The organism is Candidatus Njordibacter sp. Uisw_058 (genome assembly GCF_047730065.1).
GTDB lineage: Bacteria > Pseudomonadota > Gammaproteobacteria > Pseudomonadales > Balneatricaceae > Njordibacter.
Map to the genome: position 1 here is coordinate 898,380 of NZ_CP159829.1, position 19,569 is coordinate 917,948.

Sequence of the window (19,569 nt, forward strand, 5' to 3'; positions counted from 1 at the left end):
GACCATGACCAACCATAGTTTAGTGTAAATTAAATCTAGCGCGTGTCACAACAGCTATTCAAGCATTTAAAATAACCCCAACCATGAGACTCATTGGGTTAAAACAATGCCAGTGACAGGGTCCACGAAAAGTACAATGCCACCCCAAATATTAGGTGCACAGATAAATTAAGAGCCCTTATTGTATTGGGTTTGTCGGCTAATCTGGCAAACAAACCTAATCCTAACGCAGGTTGTAGAACTAACCATGGTGCTATTAAAGTAACGAATCCATAGATAATAGCAGATGTTAAAGAAGGGTCGTTGCTAACGATAAAAACCATCAATATGACATATAAATAGGCGTATCCAATGCCAATAATATAATGGAACAACCAGCCGATAGTCTGCTCGTACTTTACAGGCTTTGATTGGCTTATGGGCCGGTGTATAATTTGGCCAGTGCGAAGATGCGCACACCACCTGCCAACCATGCTCCAATTGGTGGTGGGGAGTTTGAAAATTGTGCTTAATATAACCGCCCATATGTCGATAACTAAAGTAGCGACGATGCCCATGAAGATAACTTGTGCTATGAACAGTGCCAATGGTGGTAGTTAATTAGCTTGCTATGCCTGATCAACCTATTTTAGGTGTGTTAGTCATACAAGTCTATGGTATTTGATTGCGTGCTTAGATTCTGATTTTATGGGGGTTTTAGTTGATCTTGGTATGCTTTAAGGCAGCTAAGATTGAGAATGACAAATGTTCTCCCGTCTATAACCATTTTTTAAAAGCCTTTATAATATCGCGCTTTTCACAGTCCAAGCACCCTGAGCATGGACGTTTAAAAAATAACGCATAGGAATTTCTATTGGGCCATAAAATGATAGTGCTAACTAATTTTGCAAAAGGTCGTGAGGCGTCAAAATCAGGTGATTTTAAGACAGCTCTAGCGCAGTGGAAGCCCTTAGCAGAGCAAGGTGATGCAAAGGCTCAGTTTAGTTTGGGCTTAATGTACGACAATGGGCACGGTGTTCTACAAAATCATGAGACAGCCGCTAAGTGGATTACCTTAGCAGCAGAGCAGGCCTACGTTAACGCTCAATGTAACTTAGGGGTTATGTATCATAATGGCGAAGGTGTGCCACAAGACGACAAGATCGCGGCGCAATGGTTTACGCTAGCGGCTGAGCAGGGGCATGCTCAAGCGCAAACCAATTTGGCTTTTTTATATGAAGACGGGCATGGCGTCCAACAGAACGAGAAGACTGCTGCCGAGTGGTTCATCTTGGCTGCTGAGCAGGGTAATGCGAACGCTCAATCCAATCTAGGACGCATGTATTTAGCTGGAGAAGCAGTCTCACAGAGCTATCAAACTGCCTTTGAATGTTTTAGCAAAGCTGCTGAACAGGGTCATATTGAAGCTCAATATAATCTGGGCCATGCTTATATCGAAGGCTATGGGGTATTAAAAAATACCCATACTGCTGCGCTTTGGTACACCAAAGCTGCAGCAAAGGGGCATGCTAAAGCCCAATATGATTTGGCACAACTATACCGAGGTAAAGATGGCGCTCCTCTGGATGAGCAAGCCACTTTAAAATGGTGTACCAAAGCTGCTGAACAAGGTTATACGCCTGCCCAAAATTACTTGGGATTAATGTACAAACGCGGTGAAGGGGTACCCCAAAACGGTGAGGCTGCTGTTTATTGGTATACCAAAGCAGCTGAAAAAGGGGATGTAATGTCTCAATATCATCTTGGCAATATGTATGGCCTTGGCGATGGCATTCCCAAAAACGGTAAGGTCGCCCTTTATTGGTATACCAAAGCCGCTGAGCAGGGGCATGCCAAAGCTCAATTTAATTTAGGCAACATGCACAGCCTTGGTGAAGTGATTCCTCAAAATAGTGAACTCGCTGCGTATTGGTTTATTAAATCTGCAGAACAAGGGCACATGGTGGCTCAATTTAATATGGGTGTTGCATATGCCAATGGAGAAGGTGCGCCAAAAAATATTTCAGCAGCTTTAAATTGGTATAGCAAAGCAACGGAACAAGGGCATGCAAAAGCTGAATATCAGCTGGGCCTCATGCACAAACGGGGTGATGGCGTGCCCCAAAGTGATGAAGCTGCTGTTATTTGGTTTACCAAATCTGCTGCGCAGGATAATGCCAGTGCTCAATTTAATTTGGGGCTCATGTTTGATGAGGGTAAGGGCGTCATAAAGAATTCTAAAACAGCAGCTCATTGGTACATTCTTGCGACTCAGCAGGGCTATGCAGAAGCCCAGTTGAACTTAGCATTAATGTATGAAGTAGGTAGAGGCGTGCCAAAAAATGCCCCAACAGCATTAAAACTATTCGCCTTAGCGGCTGAGCAAGGCGTTGCTTTAGCTCAATACAATATGGCTGTAGCCTTTGAAACAGGCGAAGGTGCTCCAAAAGATCTGACTTTAGCTTTTGAATGGTATCGCCAAGCGGCTGAGCAGGGTCACGCTCAAGCACAATACAATTTAGGGCTCTTTTATAAACGTGGCGATGGCGCACCAAAGAATGAACTGATGGCGATTAAATGGCTGACCTTAGCAGCAGAGCAAGGAAATGCCAGTGCTCAGCTTAACATAGGGCTAATGTACGAAGATGGCAAAGGTGTTGAAGAAAATGGCAAGATAGCCGTTCATTGGTACACTTTAGCGGCTAAACAGGGCCATGCCCAAGCGCAAACTAATCTAGGGTTTATGTACGAAGATGGCAGTGGCATTGCAAAAGATCGAGAACGCGCATACATGTGGTATAACTTGAGTGCCATTAACGGCAATAAACGAGGCACTAAAAACAAAGATCAAGTGGCTAAACTCATGACAACATCGGCTATTTCCAAAGCTGAGAAAATGTCTAAGCGCTGCTTAGATACTGACTATGCAGAGGTTTGACTTGTTGACTGCATAGGCCAATATTCAAGTGTGGTTTTGCCTCAGGTTCAAAAAACTGATCAATAAAGGCCCTAATAATGAATCAAGCACAAACCGCAGTGGCAAGATTAGAAGCCATACTAATCGACGTTTACTGCACCTACCGAGACCAAGGTGCAATGCCTAAAGATCGCAAACAATATTTTAGTGGCTTTGCTGATGCCTTAATGACCCTTGAAGTGATTGATCAAGCCCAGTTAAATGACACGATTGAAGCAGCCAACATAACTGTTTTTCAAATGTCGTTGCAGCAAAGGCGAGAAGAAATTGACATCAAAGCTGATCCATCCATGTTTGATTCTCCAGCGTGGATAAGGCAAGGCAAGACCATTCGCTTTTAAGTATTGTATAACGCAGAAATATTGGATTATCGATCTAGTGTGTGCTTTTTCATGTCACTTTTAAGCGGATTAAAGCGAATGCTCATCGGCACCTGCTTTGTTCGTGTTTGCTAAAGGCTAACCTCACTTATTTTTCACCTGTTGCCCATCTATTCCCGTCATACTCTTGTCTAACGCCATCCGCATTTTATGGCTGTGTCGTCATTTTTTAGTGTGTATACTCATGAGCTATGCATGAGTGGAATTAAAATCATTATGTTATTCACCCCAACGGATCAAAACAAGCAAGATTATAGACAACAAGGCTTCCTCGTAGTCGATAAAATATTGCCTCCTGAGCAACTGTTAAAGCTACACCAGGCCTTTGATGACGTGTTTAATGGAATCTTTGAAACCGGCATTACACCAGATGAAGTCAACTGGCAATATGGGTCGGGTGATCCAAGTCTGACGCGTCAGGTGTGCAATGGTTGGAAGGCTAACCGCACCATCGCACAGGTAGTGCTGAGTGAATCCTTAGGTCGCAGTGTTGCGCAACTTGCGGGCTGGCCTGGGGTTAGAATTATGATCGACAATCTACTCGCCAAACCTCAAGGAGCCAGGTCCTTGGGCTACCATCAAGATAGTGCCTACTTGTCATGGTTTAGCCCCAGTGACCTCATATCCTGCTGGATTGCCTTAGACGATACCACTCAATCTGGTGGCACTTTAGAATTTGTTAAAGGTTCACACCAATGGCAAAAAAGCACACCCTCTGGTGAGTTTCATGGGCCTGAAGATTATCACAAGCCCATGCATCATGCTGCTCAAAACCAAGGTGTGGAACCTCAGATTGAGTATGTTGAGGTAAAAGCTGGAGGTGGGTCTGTACATCATGGCTGGACTTGGCATGGCTCTGGCGCTAATGAAACGGCGTCGCCTCGGCGAGCGTTGGTGCTGCATTTAATGCGCTGTGATGCAGAATATGACCCCACTAAATTTGACAAGGGCATAGGTCCTATCTATAGCCGCTACAAACACCTAGGTGATAACCTTTTAGATGAAAACTATTTTCCTATTTTATGGCATGAAGATGGCAGCAGAACCGAAACCATCGATGATTATTTAGTATCTCTGGAGCCAATGTGATCCGCACAGTCAACGAAGGATACTTAACACTAATTTGTGCAGACTTAGATGCAATGCCTTTATTTAGCACTAATGCTAAGGGTGAGCGCCTTGGTTATGAACCTGAAGTCGCTCAAATGTTAGCTCAGCAATTGGGCTTAAAACTCAAATGGTTATTTACCCGATGGTCTGAATTCGAAACAGTCTTGTTAGCCAATAAAGCAGATGCCATATGGTGTGGTTGTGCCATCACCCAAGGCAGAAAAGAACGCTTGCTCTTTTCCAGACCTTACGCTGCGTTTGATGAATCTGTATTAGTGCGAGACGATTCAAAGGTAGCTAAACCTGCAGACTTAAAAGGTTTAAAAGTAGCCGCCATTGCGGGTAGCACCAACATGACATTGGCAGAAGCATGGCTAGGGTGCTTACCCATCGCTTTTTCAGGTCAGTCAGACGATGTCTTTGCAGACATGGTAAACGCATTGAGCAACTCGGACGTTGATGCTGTGGTAGATGATGAACCCGCATTTGAAGCACTTCTCAAAGATCCTAGATACAAACTTGCGTTTACCATAAATACAGCGAATTTATGGGGTGGGGCCATGCTAAAACACCAAAGCCAACTTAAACAGGCATTTGATTTAGCTTTAAACCATTTAATTGACACAGGCTTGCTTGCTGATATTTGGCGTCGTCATTTAGAGGGTATCACATACCCCAGTCATGGTTTGAACACATAGCCTCACTAAAATTCATTGGCTATTATAAAGCGCTAAATCGAATGCAACTCTGGGCGCCATTTGACACACTGAGCACTTGATTTTTAACCAAGTGCAATAAATTTGAGCTGATGCCTCATTAGAATTAATCATTAAACCCATCTTGTGCCTTGGCCCAAACCACAAATGACAACGGAAAATACTTGATTGCAAAAATATCATTCAAGGAACGACCTGTAACTTGCATGCGGTGACACAAAATAAAGCAGAATACTTTAACGACTAAGTTTTTTTTAACTTATAAGGTAGAATTTTGTTAGTCTATTTGGCCGTATGCACTCAAAATGCCCATGAAAAAGCATGACTAAAGCGAACGGATTTACCTTAACTCCCTTTTGGAGATGTTTATTGTGTCTGTAAATACTACCTCTGAGTTACTCAATATCGGTCATGATGACGCTATTGCGATTAAAGCCCCTGGCCGCTCTCCATTGAGCTATGCGGCCATCCGCTCATTATCAAAACGTACCCAGCAATCATTGAGCCAAGCCGGTATCACAAAAAAAGACAGAGTGGCCATCGTCTTGCCAAATGGCCCTGAAATGGCCACAGCATTTGTCACTATCTCAGGCGCATCGACAACGGCGCCATTAAACCCCGCGTATCGCCAAGAGGAGTTTGAGTTTTATTTAGATGATTTAAAAGCCAAAGCTTTGGTTGTTGAGGCAGGTAGTGCTTCACCGGCGGTCGCGGCCGCTCAAAAGTTGGGTATTCCCCTGATTAATTTAGTCATTGATAGCAGTCATGCTGCGGGTGACTTTGATCTAACATTTGAGACGACTGCGCCAAACGCTGCAGCAAGCAATGACGCCGTCGATGAAAACGATATTGCACTGATACTGCATACGTCAGGCACGACTTCACGACCCAAGATAGTGCCCCTTAGCCACATTAATGTGACTAGCTCGGCTGAAAATATCATGAACACCCTGTCATTAGTGCCTGGGGATCGTTGCCTAAATATCATGCCTCTGTTCCATATTCATGGACTCATCGCAACTGTTTTATCCTCGTTAAGAGCTGGCGCCAGCATCTACTGTACGCCTGGATTCAATGCCTTAAAGTATTTTAGCTGGATGGATGATTCAAAACCAACTTGGTATTCTGCCGTTCCAACCATGCACCAAGCAATACTTACTCGGGCTGCTCGAAGCAAAGATATCATTGATGCTGTGCCGTTGCGTTTTATTCGGTCTTCATCTTCATCATTGCCGCCTCAGGTTATGGCCGAATTGGAAAATACATTCGCTGCGCCAGTGATTGAAGCTTATGGCATGACCGAAGCTGCTCACCAAATGGCCAGTAACCCGTTGCCGCCTGCAGTGAGAAAAGCAGGTACTGTGGGTATTGCTGCTGGTCCAGAAGTGGGCATCATGAGTTTAGAAGGTGAGATACTCAAAAATGGAGAAGTGGGTGAAATTGTTATTCGTGGCCAAAACGTAACCAAAGGCTATGAAAACAACCCCAAGGCCAATGAAGAAAACTTTACCAATGGTTGGTTCCGTACGGGCGATCAAGGCGTCCTTGATGCAGAAGGTTACGTCTCCATCACGGGTCGATTGAAGGAAATTATAAACCGAGGTGGTGAGAAGATTTCACCCCGTGAAGTGGATGAAGTGTTAATGGACCATCCAGCGATTCAGCAATGTGTAACCTTTGCGATGCCCCATCCAAAGTTAGGGGAAGAAGTGGCTGCTGCGGTAGTTTTGAAGGAAGGCATGACTGCTGATGAAAAGGACATTAGAACCTTTACTGCACTGCATTTGGCTGATTTTAAAGTGCCTCGAAAAGTGCTTATTCTGGATGAAATTCCAAAGGGAGCAACAGGCAAATTACAACGTATTGGACTTGCTGAAAAACTAGGTTTAGCTGGATAAAAACATAAGATGAAAATTACAATTTATGGTGCAGGTGCTATCGGTGGGTATATCGCAGCATTATTAGCTCAGGCGGGTGAGGAAGTTTCTGTCATCGCGCGGGGTCCGCATTTGGCAGCAATTAAGGCTAATGGGCTGACCTTAGAGATGAATGGTGAGCGTATTGTGACGCACCCATTTGCGACTGATAATCCAGCGGATATAGGTGAGCAAGATTTTGTTATCGTCTCACTAAAGGCGCATTCAGTGCCCAATGTTGTTGATGCAATGCAACCTTTGTTGGGTAAAAATACAGCGGTTGTGACTGCAGTAAATGGGGTGCCTTGGTGGTATTTCTACAAGTTTGATGGGGCATGGGAAAACCACAAAATTGAAAGTGTAGACCCAGGTGGAAAGCAGTGGGACGGTATTGGGCCAGAACGAGCAATTGGCTGTGTAGTTTACCCTGCTTGTGAAATATTAGAACCGGGAGTGGTTCGTCATATTGATGGTAACCGATTTACTTTGGGCGAATCCTCTGGGGAAAAAACTGAGCGCGTGCGTGCGTTATCACAGGTGATGATTAACGCAGGTTTCAAAGCACCAGTTAGAAATATTCGAGATGAAATTTGGGTAAAGTTATGGGGAAATTTATGCTTTAACCCAATTAGTGCGCTCACAAACGCCACCTTAGATGTTGTGGCAACAGATCCTGGAACGCGAATGGTGGCAAGAAACATGATGCTCGAAGCTCAAGCCATTGGAGAGAAATTGGGTGTTCGCTTCGCTATCGATGTTGACAAACGCATTGCTGGAGCAGCGGGTGTTGGTGCACATACCACATCAATGTTGCAGGATGTGACTTTAGGGCGACCGATGGAAATTGATGCGCTAGTGACTGCCGTACAAGAATTAGGCCGTATTACGGGCGTTGAAACCCCCACAATCGATACAGTTTTGCCAATAGTTCAGCAACGCGGTCGCATTGCAGGTTGTTATTAAAAAGTCAGTACTCGTCATTAATAATAGACCTAGAACGAGAGCGTTTTAGGTCTTTATTGATGAGTAAAAAAATACAATACGATACGATAAAGTGATAAGACCCTTATCAATAGCATGGAAGTAAAATAATGAATAAATGGGTAAGATTTGAACACGATGGTGACATTCATTTTGGTAAAATAGAGCAGACTTATATCACCGAATACCGAGGTGATATGTTTAATGCAAATGAGCCCTCAGGCAAGACGTGGCCACTCGATGAGATCACTCTGTTAGCCCCTTGCAATCCTGCCAAAATAATTGCTTTGTGGAATAATTTTTATGCCTTAGCTGAAAAACAGGGTAATGAAATTCCAGAAGCGCCATATTACTTTCTTAAGCCAAGCAGTTGTGTGATTGGCAATGCCGCACCAATCCTGCCTCCAGCGTCTTACCAAGGGCGAATTTTTTATGAAGGAGAACTGGGTATTGTGATTGGCAAGAAGGGGAAAGACATCCAGGTTTCTGAGGCTGAAGAGTATATTTTTGGCTACACCTGCGTCAATGACGTCACTGCGATGCAACTGATCCATGAAAAAGAGGCTTTTTCACAATGGACTAGGGCGAAAAGCTTTGACACCTTTGGAGCCATAGGGCCTTGTATTTCGACCTTGGACAAGGTCGAACAACTGGTCGTTAGAACACTGGTTAATGGGCGAGAACGCCAAAACTACCCCGTCGCTGATATGATTTTTTCACCTGCCCAACAGGTCAGTCTTTTGTCAGCTGACATGACGCTGGAACCTGGGGATGTGATTGCGTGTGGTACTTCATTAGGTGCAATGCCAATGAAAAGTAATACAAAGATTGAGGTTATCATTGATGGTATTGGGGTACTAGAAAATACGTTCTCCCCCAGTTGAGATTGTGGTCAATGGGGTCTTAACTGTTGGAAAGTTAAGACTTAACTCACCAATTTCACTCCCAATTTGTTTGCATTTAGTGCACTTTTTAACCCTTCAATAGCTAAATTCCAAATATTTTCAGCCAAATCAAATTAGTAGCATAGTGCACTAAACCATGCTCTTAAGAAATTTTAATTAGCATAGGAAATAAGTTTCTTTAAAAGATACGTTGAGCAGCTAAACAATACCCTCCCATACTATCCAAAGTGCGACCTAAAATGCGCGGGCAGTGACACTAAAAAAGCTTTTGATGTTTAAGAATAATCTCCTAAAATCTTTTTTAGCATAGATTACAAAATACTAACGATATGTATTTATTATAAATTTTCTTAAAAGTAATTAATATATAAAAAAGTGTGTAATTTTTTTACAAACAATTGACCATACTAATTTAACAATTACCCATTTTAGGACCCTGACGATTTGCTTCTTAGCGCTATATACTCGTTTTACGAGCATCGGTTGCTCTAAGGAATATACAAAAATAAATTTCGGAGGATTTCAAAGTGGTAAAGAAAATTACACTTTTAGCAATAGTGGGTATCATGTCAACAGTTTCTGTACCAGCTGCAATTGCCGGATGGACACCCGTTAAACCAGTCGAGTTTGTGGTGATGGCAGGCAAAGGTGGTGGAGCCGACAAAGCAGTGCGTCTGATTCAAAGTATCATTGCAGAAAATGAAATGGCCCCAGTACCCTTTACTCCTGTCAACAAAGCAGGGGGCTCAGGTGCTGAAGCACTCGTTCACGTCAATGGTAGGTCAGGAAATGATCACACTATTATGTTCACCTTAAATAGCTTCTATACCACTCCATTGCGCCAACCCAAGTTGGGTGTCGATATCGCTACTTTTACTCCCATTGCTCGCATGGCAGAAGATACCTTCTTGTTGTGGGTGCACTCGGACCGCAAAGATATCAATAACATGGCTGATTTTGCCAAGGCAGCAAAGGCCAAAGGTAAAGATTGGATCATGGCGGGAACTGGCAAAAACTCAGAAGATAACTTACTCACTGACTTCTTAAATGGAGCCTATGGACTGCAGATGAAGTATGTCCCGTATAAGGGTGGTGGTAAGGTAGCTAAGGAACTAGCGGGCAAAAATGCAGACTCGACGGTTAACAATCCGTCTGAGCAGTTAGGATTCTATGAGGCGGGTACCACTAAGGCCTTGGCTTCGTTTACTGACGAGCGTTTGCCATTATTCCCCAATGCACCCACGTTTAAGGAGCTTGGCGAGGACTATGTTTATTACATGCAACGCACAGTCGTTGGTGCTCCAGGCATGAGTCAGGAAGCTACAGATTATTACCAAGGACTTTTCAAGGACGTTTTCAACTCCAAGAAATGGCAAGACTACCGCACCAAGAAAAGTTTACAAGGTGACTTACTGCAAGGTGACGCTTTAATGAGTTACTGGATGAAAGAGCGTGACGTGCATGAAGTGATGCTTAAGAATATGGGTGCAATTAAATAAACTTTTTTTGCAACCTACAGGTAGATTGAGGAGATTTTTCATCATGACAGTGCGCACAGCTGAATTGTTGATGGCAATAATGATGGGGGTCTTTTCCATCTACCTAATGTATAAAAGTTTTGAATTACCGATAGGATGGGTAGAAGATGAGGGGCCAGGCGGAGGAGCCTGGCCCTTTTGGCTTTCAGCAGTAATGCTCATTTCTTGTTTTGGAATTATCTATAACTGGTTCCGTAGAAAGGGCAAGATTGCTAACTCGATGAAAACGTATATTCAATCTCATGTCTTTATTGAGGTTGGGTCGGTCGCAGCCTCTCTCATTATCACAGTTGCCTTATTTTCGTACATTGGCATTTATGGTGCACTGCCACTTTTCCTATTATTCTACCTGAGAGTTTTAGGAAAACATCGGTGGCTTTTTTCCATCACTTTTGCGGTGGTGACTCCCATCATCATTTTTTATTTTTTCGAGATCACTCTCAAGATAATCCTGCCAAAAGGGATTACAGAACCGCTGTTTCTACCCTTATATAAGATGTTTTTATAGTTTTAAAATGGTTAAGTGCAAGAGTAACGAGATAATACAATGTTAGAAATTTTAGGGCTGTTAGCAGATGGTTTTACGATCGTTTTTCAACTGCAAAATCTATTACTGATTATTGGTGGGTGTGCGCTGGGTTTATTTATTGGTGCCATGCCAGGTCTTGGCTCGGTTAATGGTGTCGCTATATTGTTACCGTTGACCTTCTTAGTGCCCCCGACTGGTGCGATCATCTTCTTAGCAGCTATTTATTACGGTGCCATGTATGGTGGCGCTATTTCGTCGATTATGCTGGGCATTCCTGGGGCATCTACTGCCGTGGCAACGACTTTTGATGGGCGTCCGTTAGCAAAACAGGGCTTGGCAGACTTAGCCTTAACAGGGGCTGCATTTGCATCCTTTATTGGTGGCACCATCGCTGTCATTTTATTTACCTTTTTTGCCCCGCCACTAGCACATGTGGCCTTAGTGTTTGGCGCACCTGAAGAATTTGCCCTGATGATGTTGGCCTTTGCCACTTTTGTTGGTTTAGGTAATGACGATCTGTTTAAAACGTTATTTTCAATCTGTATTGGCCTCGTATTGAGTGCGGTTGGCTTTGATATTATTTCAGGGGAACCGCGCCTAGTTCTTTGGGATATTATAGGCTTTATGCACGGAGTTAATTTTCTAGTGTTGGCGATTGGCATTTATGGCATTGGAGAAATGCTCTGGACCGTAGAGGAGCATGTGCTTGGCGGTGGCAAAAGTATGATGTCAGAAGCCAATGTGACTGTTAAAAGAACTATTACTAATATCAAACTTTTGGCTAAAACTTGGAAAGCCACCATCATGGGATCCTTTTTGGGTTACTTTGTTGGCATTCTGCCAGCAGCAGGCGCCACACCTGGTTCATTGATGGCCTATGGCGTAGCTAAACAAATATCAAAAGAGCCTGAGAAGTTTGGTGACGGCGCTTTAGAGGGTGTTTGTGCACCAGAGGCTGCAAATAATGCAGCAAGTACTGGCTCAATGCTGCCAATGCTGACGCTGGGCATACCTGGATCACCTACAACAGCCATCCTTCTTGGGGGCATGGTTATTTGGGGTCTTGAACCAGGTCCTAGATTATTTGTAGATCACGGTGATTTTGTGTGGGGACTCATCGCATCATTGTATGCTGCCAATGTGTTTGCTCTTTTAATTAATATTGCCTTCATTCCTGTGTTTATAAAGATATTAAAAACACCATTTACCATATTAGCGCCTGTCATTTTTGTGTTATGCCTCATTGGTGGCTACGCACCTACCCAGGACATGCACGATGTCTGGTTAATGTTAGCTTTTGGAATTGTGGGTTATTTGATGCGCAAACTGGACTATCCACTGGCACCTGCAGTGCTTGCGATTGTACTTGGGCCATTAGCTGAGCCTGCTCTGCGCCAATCTCTTATTATTAGTGATGGTTCTTTCTCTATCTTTTTTAATCGGGCATACGCAGGTCCAATCATGGTTGTGGCCTTATTGCTATTATTTTTGCCCTTACTTAAAATGGCCTATAAAAAATATCAGTCCGTAAGGTCTTAGTGTTTGCACGTTCCAAATAAAGACCCTAGTTTTAGGGTCTACACATCTTTGAATCAATACCTAGCTTCGCACAAAGATCTTTAGCCTGATCAGTCGAAGATACCTCGATCACTGGGCATGGCCCACATTGCTGCTAGGTAAATGTCATAGTGCAGATTTGTGTGCTTTGCTAATGCTCAGAACAGTAAAAATTCACTTATCGTCTATCCTTATACTTTCTAGTGGTAATTTATAAGGTTCCTTTAGGGGAATAATAAAGCGTTCGGTCGGGTTGCCCCCATTTATTTCAACCCAATTAGCTCAAGCGAAAGACGCCTTTTGCAAGGCGCCTTGATTAGGGTTCTATTTCGCCATTTGTTCCAGAGCCTTTCCGGCTGCTTCAATTGAGACATCGATGTCACTCTGCGTATGTTCTGTACAGCTTAGATTGTGCAGAATTTTGTTGCCGCTAAAGAATATGCCCTGATCACGCATTAACTGGGAAAATACGCCATATTTAGCAAGATCAACCGTGCCACAGAAATCACGATACCCAGTAATTGCATCAAGATCAGTAAACACTGGGTGGAACATAGAACCAACGTTTTGCACGACCATATTTTGCCCTGTTTCTTTGGCTACCAAGTTGAGCCTGCGCGTCATTTGCTCACCGATGTCGCTTATCTTTTTGAAGTTAGCAAAATTGTCTTTGCTCATCTCTTCCAGCATAGTCTTGGCCGCATATAGTCCCAAACGTGGAGCATTATGGCTGCCATAATGTAATACCTTACCGTATTCAATGCTTTCCATGATGTGATCAGGGCCTGCAATGGCAGCCACTGGAAAACCTTGCCCCAGGGCTTTGCCATAAGTGACGATGTCTGGTTGTAGACCATACAGTTCCGCAGCACCACCTGGAGCAACCCGAAACCCAGTCACAGTTTCATCAAGGTAGAATAGCACTTTATATGCGCGGCACAGTTCTTGGGCCCGCTTCAGATAGCCCGGTTTGGGTGGAATTACCCCCATATTGGACATGACCCCCTCCATGACTAAACAGGCAATGTCGCGGCCATGTGCTTCTAACACTCGCTCCAGTGCTTCTTCATCGTTCCAGACACAGACAAGCGTGTCTTCAATCGAGCCAGGTGTGAGGCCTGAACTGTCGGGAATGCGCACTGGATCATTAGGATGGCCCAATGTTGTTATGGGTTGAGGGTTAGTACTGACCAGCAGGCCATCGTACCAGCCATGATAATGGCCCTCAAATTTGAGTACCTTGCGCTTGCCGGTGATACCACGGGCCATGCGTACGGCAGTCATGCAGGCTTCAGTTCCGGTATTGGCAAACCGAACCTTATCGACATGGGGCAACATATTCACCATTAACTCGGCGGTTTCCACCTCAACCTCTAAAGCAGTAGCAAAATGGGTACCACCAGCAACTTTCTCCTGAACGATTTCGACAATCTTGGGGTGTGCATGGCCTAGTGGTAGGCACCCGAAAGATAGCTGCCAGTCAATAAATTCGTTGCCGTCCACATCCCAAATACGTGCCCCTTTTCCCTCGCGCATGTAGGGTGGGTAAGGTTTATAGTTCATTGGCCCGCGAGAAGCTGAACTGCAGCCCTCAACAAGCACCTTCATTGCACGTTGGAAGAATTTTTCAGATTCAGTCATTTGCATTTTTGTTACCTACTTTGTTTGCATTGCTTGGTCAGGGTTTAGTGAGCCGCCAGAATCGCATTGGCTTGAGCATCAACATTTGACATGCTCAAACGTTCGAATGACTTGCCAAGCAACTTGTGAAAAGCCTGTTGTGTTGCTTCAGTGAAAACAACTGTTCCATCATTTTCTATGAGTTGGATTCCGTCCCATTTTAACGACTGGGTGTTGGCCTCAAGTGCTTGCTCTAGCGACCATTCTGGTGGCAAAGATATTTCTATTTTTGAACGGCTGACTTTGACAGGGTAGCCCCCAACCAAGTCTTTGACCCCCGGCAAGTGAATATCGACATCAGTAGAAGAGGTAAGCGCCCGAAGTGCCATAAGACCAGCCGAAGCCGTAACACGATTGAAGTGCAGATCATAAGGAAACCCAAAGGGTTCGCGTAAAACTTTGTTGGCAAGCGCTGTGTGATCTTGGCCGTTCACTGTTGCCTTTAGCAAATAGGGTGGCAGCTCTTGGCCAGCATTGTCGTTTAACACGAAGTATTCAAAGGCATGTTGTGCCACCAGATGAATAGAAACTGCTGATGGTGCACAGTCAAGATGTCGTGCCACACCCGCTTTTATCTTTGGAATGGGTTCTTGAACATTGCCGATGCCACAATCGGGACCAAATCCAGATCTATTGAGTACTGGGTTAATCACGTCTGGGTAAGACGCACCTATCCAGAGCGCCCCAGTATTTGCCTCGCCTATTCTATCCCTAAATTTGGCCATCAAAGAAAGATGCAGTGACATATACCCAGCGAAGGGCAGGGCGGGCTTATTTGATCCATCTAATTTCCACCAGGGCATCAAGGATGGGGCACTAAAAATGATGTCAGGATTAACCCGACGCAAATTGTGTACAAAGGAGGGTTGATCAATATCAAACTCCTCTGCCTCGATGATTGGATAATACCCTTCAATCCCAGCACCAATAATAGCGTTATTGGCACGCTGCACGGCTTTCATCCTGCTTCGACTGCCAACCACTATTTTGCTGAACAGGTCTGAACGCGCCACACTTTCCAGCAGTGCTGTGCTTAATTCGCCCAGTGACAAGATAAGAAGTGTGGGTTTAGTCAATGTTAAAAACCTCAAAAAAATTGAGCGACTGCAAGGTCTAGAGCAGCAAACGCCTTAAGCAAAACATTGTGTTTGCTCAGAGGATCAATCCTATGCACCATGAATTGTGTTTTGTGTTTTGTGTTTTGTGTTTGCTTTTATAGTCTTAAGCACGACGCAAGAAACTAATTTTCAGAATATCATGCTCTACTGGATCAGAAAAGTTGTTTCCACAAGCCACAACCAATCGGCTGGATGGCTTCATTAAAAAGATGATTATAGATCACCTTGATCTATATCTAAGGAGATAAATTGCTCAAATTTTGGCTTGTTCAAGCCTAGATAACGCTGAATGAAATAGGCCAATCGCATCCAAGATAAACAGATGGCTTGTATCGAAACTTGCGACTGTAAAATTACTACCACCCAATTATCGCCACCCAATCAACACTCCGGTCTATATCAAACTAATTTGATCGGCGTACTTGCCTGCAGGGGCCACACATTGGTCACCTTCGTGCCTAGTGTTATCGACAAATGATGAGCACTCATAAATTTTTAATTCGCCTGTGTATGGTTGACACATGTCTAACAGGGCTTGTGAATCTGAGAGCTTCAACCATCTCTTGGCTTGGCTGGTGTCTAATATTACAGGTGACCGATGATGGAACTCTGCCATTTCTGCAGTAGGGCCGGTGGTGATAATATTGGCCTGCCAACCGGTATCGGTGGGTTTAGCAAATGCCGCCAAGAACATTGCACCTTGGGGTGTTGATATGTGGAATCGCGTGTCACGCCCTCGCCATTGTGTATGTAGTTTAGCATCAGGCCATTCATAAAACCCATTAACTGGCACCAGACATTTATAACGCGCCAGCCAGTCTTTTAGCTCGGGTCGTTTAATTATTGTGCTGGCACGAGAGTTGGGGTGGGAAAAGCCATTAAAGTCGATACCCCAGCGCACCTGAGTGGTTTGCTTTTGAGTGATGACACTGATTAACGTTCCAGGTGCCACGTTCCATCGTGGCTCAAACTCAGGCAAAACGGGCATGCCGAGGTCTTTCATTAGGGCTTGAATGTAGGGATTCTCAGATACATTGAGGCGACCACACATGTTAACCCACTCCTTTAGCCTAAACCAAAAAGACTCAGCTTTGTTGGCGCTCGCTTAATCATACATATTTTGATACTGCACAAAAACCAAAAACACTTTATGACTTAACGACCATAAAATGTTTCTGCTTGATCATTTCGGTATACATAGACAATTTGACCCCCAATTTTTTGGTTTGTATTGGGTGTGTTGCCAGCGCTACATTGAGCCTAATCTATTTTGGGTCGATGAAGTTTTCTTTTTTCCAGGCTTAGTTTTCCTTTAAGACTCATGATGTACGCAGCCCCTGCTAATAACAACACAGAACCTGACTCACCCATAAGAACCATCGCGTCCATATCCTTGCCGTGCATAACAATCAAACGGCACAGGGCGGTTATTGCAATGATAATAGGCAGGGTCACGGGTATTCTTGAGGAACTCGTATAGGCGCCAACCATGCCAATAATCTCAGCGTAGATAAAAAGTGTGAATAGCTTTTCTATTTGCAGGTCATAATCAATGAACGCTGTGTATATTTCGATCAATGCAGCTGCAAAGGCCCCAGCACCGATAACAAGAAGAATTGACTTCTCACCCCATTCAAAAATCATTTTTGTCATGCTCATACCCTCGACCTATAACTAGAAGTCACTTTGGAAAAACTGCGTTGTTCATCCCCTTGAACATACTATAACTAGGGTTAACTCACAACAGCTTGTCTAGCGTCTTCAATCGTATTAGTGAGCTTTAATCCAACTCTTAGTGGTTTAACTTCTTCTTGCATTGAGTCAGCCTTACACTTGGGTTTGAAGTAAAATTTGCTTCCAAATTGCAATATCATCAATAAGTGTGGTTTCCCTGCGCAGACCCCATGGCCCAAACTCAACATGGCTTACCCCCATGACATGAACCTCTGCACCTGTGGGTGCCCCGTATCGACCATAACCTTCATGCTTACCCGTTAAAGACCAACGAATTGCACTGCGCGGACCGAACATAGCATCATGGCGGCCAATCTGGTGTTCAATTTTAAAGTCGGCATAAGGAAATGCACTGCGTAAGCCAATAAAAAATGCCTTCACCGCATCAATTCCATGTGCTTCAACACCGCAGGGGTAGGCTAAATGACATGCTCTATCATATGCGTCTTCGATAACTCCAAACTCAGTAAGCATGATTTTTTGCAAGATTTTTACATGTTTTTGACCCCACTCATTATTATTGCCTGCACCAGTGTAGGGTCCTAAAATGTCAGTCTTGGGGGTCAGGGGAAAGGCTAAATCGCCTGAATCGATTAGCGCTTGGGCTGCATCTTGTGCAGTTTGGCCAAGTTGTGTGGCGATAGCACCATTGTCACGGATGAGCCATTCGTCCCATACCCGATTGCCATGGCAAAAAGTGTCGGCAATGGTTCGAAAAACAACCTTAATGCCGGTGGTGGGGCCAAAGACTCCACCCCTGTGGGTGGCTGTTGACACAATTCGATGAGAGGATAAAAAGCCCTGTTCATCATCTCCACACCAAATCACATCCTCCCCCAGTAATTGTCGATCTGGAAACTCGGTCAGCGTTGCCATGGTATTTGCTTTACCTACGCTGTTACCTTGGCTAATGCCAGCAGGAGTTCTTACCACCAAATTTTCATTATAATGCCAGTCAAGAGCCGCAATATCTCGGCCTTCCCAAATTTGCGCTGTGCATTTGAGGATGTAATCTGGCAGGTTTTCATACGTAGGGTCAAAGTCTTTCAAAGGGTCACCATAACGGTCTTAAAAGTTAAGCTTATTGAACGGCAAGGGCCTAAAAGAGGCCTGTGAGATATTTTTTGGCAGTGTGGCAGAAGAAAAGCTGCGAGAGTATATTACTAGTATTGGTTGATGCCGTCTGCACTATAATCTTTTATTTATAATAGATACATGGATCAACCAGAACATTATCTAAAATGATGTATTTGGCAATTGTCTAACTTAAGATCAAGGATTTCTTTAAAAGCATTGCCATGACCCACAATCGCTATATTTTCATTTTTGATTTGATCTAAGGCCACAACAAACCTAGATATACGTTCTTTAAATAATTCAAGGGGCTCTTTCTCTATCGTTGATCCATAGGTGCTATTCTTATACCACCAGGAATATGGAATATGTTCGAAAGTAAGGTCAGGAAAACTTTCTTTTAAATCACTTGGGTGCCGGCCAATGTCACTGCTATGCAGTAATAGTTCATGGTGGCCGAGCTGAACCTCAATGGGAGAAATCCCATCAAACATTATTTTTGCAGTTTGGATTGCACGTGTAAATGGCGATGTGATCACTCGGTCAATGCCTAATTCTAAGATATTTACTCTTGCACTTTCGGCTTGCTCTAACCCAAGTTTTGTGAGGGCTGGATCAAAAATCATTGGATCAATTTTTCCATTGAAAGCGGCATTGAACTCAGATTGACCGTGTCTAATAAAATAAATAGCCATGTAATTTTAGCCTGAATTTTGATTAAATGAATGAATTTAATGCGTCTTTTGATGCTCACATTCTACTGAATATGAGGTTTCTTTGCTTGTGAACTTTATGACCAAAATAAATTTTACAACCAAAAACTATCCTCTTTATAAAAAGCTAGTTGGTCAACCCTTGCTTAACCCCAAAATAGTTAAACCCTAATAATATTTATAACTAAGCAATGTCTTTGGGAGGCAGCAGTTTTGATGTCCCATCTTCTGGGTGTGGACGCAAGTAATGCTAACATTGAATCGATTTACTTTCTTACTGCAAATGGTGCAGATGGCTGTCGGCAGGGGACACTTTGCGGTGGAGTTGAAGCGCTCATTAATGGATGCCAATAAAACTCAAAACTGCGTTCACGCTGACCATCAAGAGCCACAAAAGCCAAGCCTGTTTTAGCCTCATTAGTGAGACTTAGAAAATCCAAGTTAACGCCTTCTTCAGCTAGACTATGAGCAATTAAATAACCCAATAGATCCTTCCCTAGCATACCTGTAAAAAAAGCATTCCCTCCCAAACGTGATACCGCTGCAGCAACGTTTGCAGGTGCACCACCAAGAAATTTAGTAAAAGACTCGGGTGCGTTAACCTATTCTTTTTCGCTGATATTGTTGGACCATAGATCGACTAGAGCTTCTCCAAAAGAGAG

17 protein-coding genes and 1 pseudogene are annotated in these 19,569 nt (G+C 43.8%); 10 read left to right on the forward strand and 8 right to left on the reverse strand.

What is annotated here, in order from left to right; genetic code table 11:
• Window positions 1-98 precede the first annotated feature (98 nt).
• Window positions 99-557, reverse strand: a complete 459-nt coding sequence (locus tag ABXT59_RS04140) for a DUF2938 family protein (RefSeq protein WP_443637902.1) — start codon at window positions 555-557, stop codon at window positions 99-101.
• Between the two features lie 308 nt (window positions 558-865).
• Between ABXT59_RS04140 and ABXT59_RS04145 the strand changes: the two genes are divergently transcribed.
• The 10 genes from ABXT59_RS04145 (at window position 866) to ABXT59_RS04190 (ending at window position 12,570) form a co-directional block, all read left to right on the forward strand.
• The gene (locus ABXT59_RS04145) at window positions 866-2,917 is read left to right on the forward strand and encodes a tetratricopeptide repeat protein (RefSeq protein WP_443637904.1); all 2,052 of its coding nucleotides are present in this window, start codon (window positions 866-868) and stop codon (window positions 2,915-2,917) included.
• Window positions 2,918-2,994: 77 nt separating this feature from the next.
• Window positions 2,995-3,297, forward strand: coding sequence for a hypothetical protein (locus ABXT59_RS04150; protein WP_443637906.1), 303 nt, complete (start codon window positions 2,995-2,997; stop codon window positions 3,295-3,297).
• 234 nt (window positions 3,298-3,531) lie between these two features.
• The gene (locus ABXT59_RS04155) at window positions 3,532-4,425 is read left to right on the forward strand and encodes a phytanoyl-CoA dioxygenase family protein (protein ID WP_443637908.1); all 894 of its coding nucleotides are present in this window, start codon (window positions 3,532-3,534) and stop codon (window positions 4,423-4,425) included.
• A complete protein-coding gene (locus ABXT59_RS04160; RefSeq protein WP_443637910.1) occupies window positions 4,422-5,144 on the forward strand; it encodes an ABC transporter substrate-binding protein in 723 nt (240 codons plus the stop codon). Before ABXT59_RS04155 ends, ABXT59_RS04160 begins: the two co-directional genes overlap by 4 nt.
• A 389-nt stretch (window positions 5,145-5,533) precedes the next feature.
• Window positions 5,534-7,060 (forward strand): acyl--CoA ligase, encoded by a 1,527-nt coding sequence (locus ABXT59_RS04165; RefSeq protein WP_443637912.1) that lies wholly within the window; start codon window positions 5,534-5,536, stop codon window positions 7,058-7,060.
• Between the two features lie 9 nt (window positions 7,061-7,069).
• The gene (locus ABXT59_RS04170; protein ID WP_443637914.1) at window positions 7,070-8,041 is read left to right on the forward strand and encodes a 2-dehydropantoate 2-reductase; all 972 of its coding nucleotides are present in this window, start codon (window positions 7,070-7,072) and stop codon (window positions 8,039-8,041) included.
• Window positions 8,042-8,169: 128 nt separating this feature from the next.
• On the forward strand, window positions 8,170-8,943 hold the full coding sequence (locus tag ABXT59_RS04175; protein WP_443637916.1) for a fumarylacetoacetate hydrolase family protein: 774 nt from the start codon (window positions 8,170-8,172) through the stop codon (window positions 8,941-8,943).
• 587 nt (window positions 8,944-9,530) lie between these two features.
• Window positions 9,531-10,463: a Bug family tripartite tricarboxylate transporter substrate binding protein gene (locus tag ABXT59_RS04180; RefSeq protein ID WP_443637918.1), complete on the forward strand. Its 933-nt coding sequence runs from the start codon at window positions 9,531-9,533 to the stop codon at window positions 10,461-10,463.
• A 43-nt stretch (window positions 10,464-10,506) separates the two neighbouring features.
• Entirely contained in the window at window positions 10,507-11,010 is a 504-nt protein-coding gene (locus ABXT59_RS04185; RefSeq protein ID WP_443637920.1) for a tripartite tricarboxylate transporter TctB family protein, read from the forward strand.
• A gap of 39 nt (window positions 11,011-11,049) precedes the next feature.
• Window positions 11,050-12,570, forward strand: a complete 1,521-nt coding sequence (locus ABXT59_RS04190) for a tripartite tricarboxylate transporter permease (protein WP_443637921.1) — start codon at window positions 11,050-11,052, stop codon at window positions 12,568-12,570.
• 342 nt (window positions 12,571-12,912) lie between these two features.
• On the opposite strand, the gene ABXT59_RS04195 is transcribed toward ABXT59_RS04190, so the two are convergent.
• The 7 genes and pseudogenes from ABXT59_RS04195 to ABXT59_RS04225 form a co-directional block, all read right to left on the reverse strand.
• Complete coding sequence (locus tag ABXT59_RS04195; protein WP_443637923.1) at window positions 12,913-14,235, reverse strand: aspartate aminotransferase family protein; 1,323 nt, start codon at window positions 14,233-14,235, stop codon at window positions 12,913-12,915.
• 38 nt (window positions 14,236-14,273) lie between these two features.
• Window positions 14,274-15,344: a hypothetical protein gene (locus tag ABXT59_RS04200; protein WP_443637924.1), complete on the reverse strand. Its 1,071-nt coding sequence runs from the start codon at window positions 15,342-15,344 to the stop codon at window positions 14,274-14,276.
• Between the two features lie 436 nt (window positions 15,345-15,780).
• Window positions 15,781-16,437, reverse strand: a complete 657-nt coding sequence (locus tag ABXT59_RS04205; protein ID WP_443637926.1) for an SOS response-associated peptidase — start codon at window positions 16,435-16,437, stop codon at window positions 15,781-15,783.
• Between the two features lie 209 nt (window positions 16,438-16,646).
• The gene (locus tag ABXT59_RS04210) at window positions 16,647-17,045 is read right to left on the reverse strand and encodes a phosphate-starvation-inducible PsiE family protein (RefSeq protein WP_443637927.1); all 399 of its coding nucleotides are present in this window, start codon (window positions 17,043-17,045) and stop codon (window positions 16,647-16,649) included.
• 168 nt (window positions 17,046-17,213) lie between these two features.
• Window positions 17,214-18,170: a nuclear transport factor 2 family protein gene (locus ABXT59_RS04215; RefSeq protein WP_443637929.1), complete on the reverse strand. Its 957-nt coding sequence runs from the start codon at window positions 18,168-18,170 to the stop codon at window positions 17,214-17,216.
• 182 nt (window positions 18,171-18,352) lie between these two features.
• Window positions 18,353-18,889, reverse strand: coding sequence for a histidine phosphatase family protein (locus ABXT59_RS04220; protein WP_443637931.1), 537 nt, complete (start codon window positions 18,887-18,889; stop codon window positions 18,353-18,355).
• 284 nt (window positions 18,890-19,173) lie between these two features.
• Window positions 19,174-19,491 (reverse strand): annotated as a pseudogene (locus ABXT59_RS04225) (PfkB family carbohydrate kinase); the annotation flags it as partial.
• Window positions 19,492-19,569 lie beyond the last annotated feature (78 nt).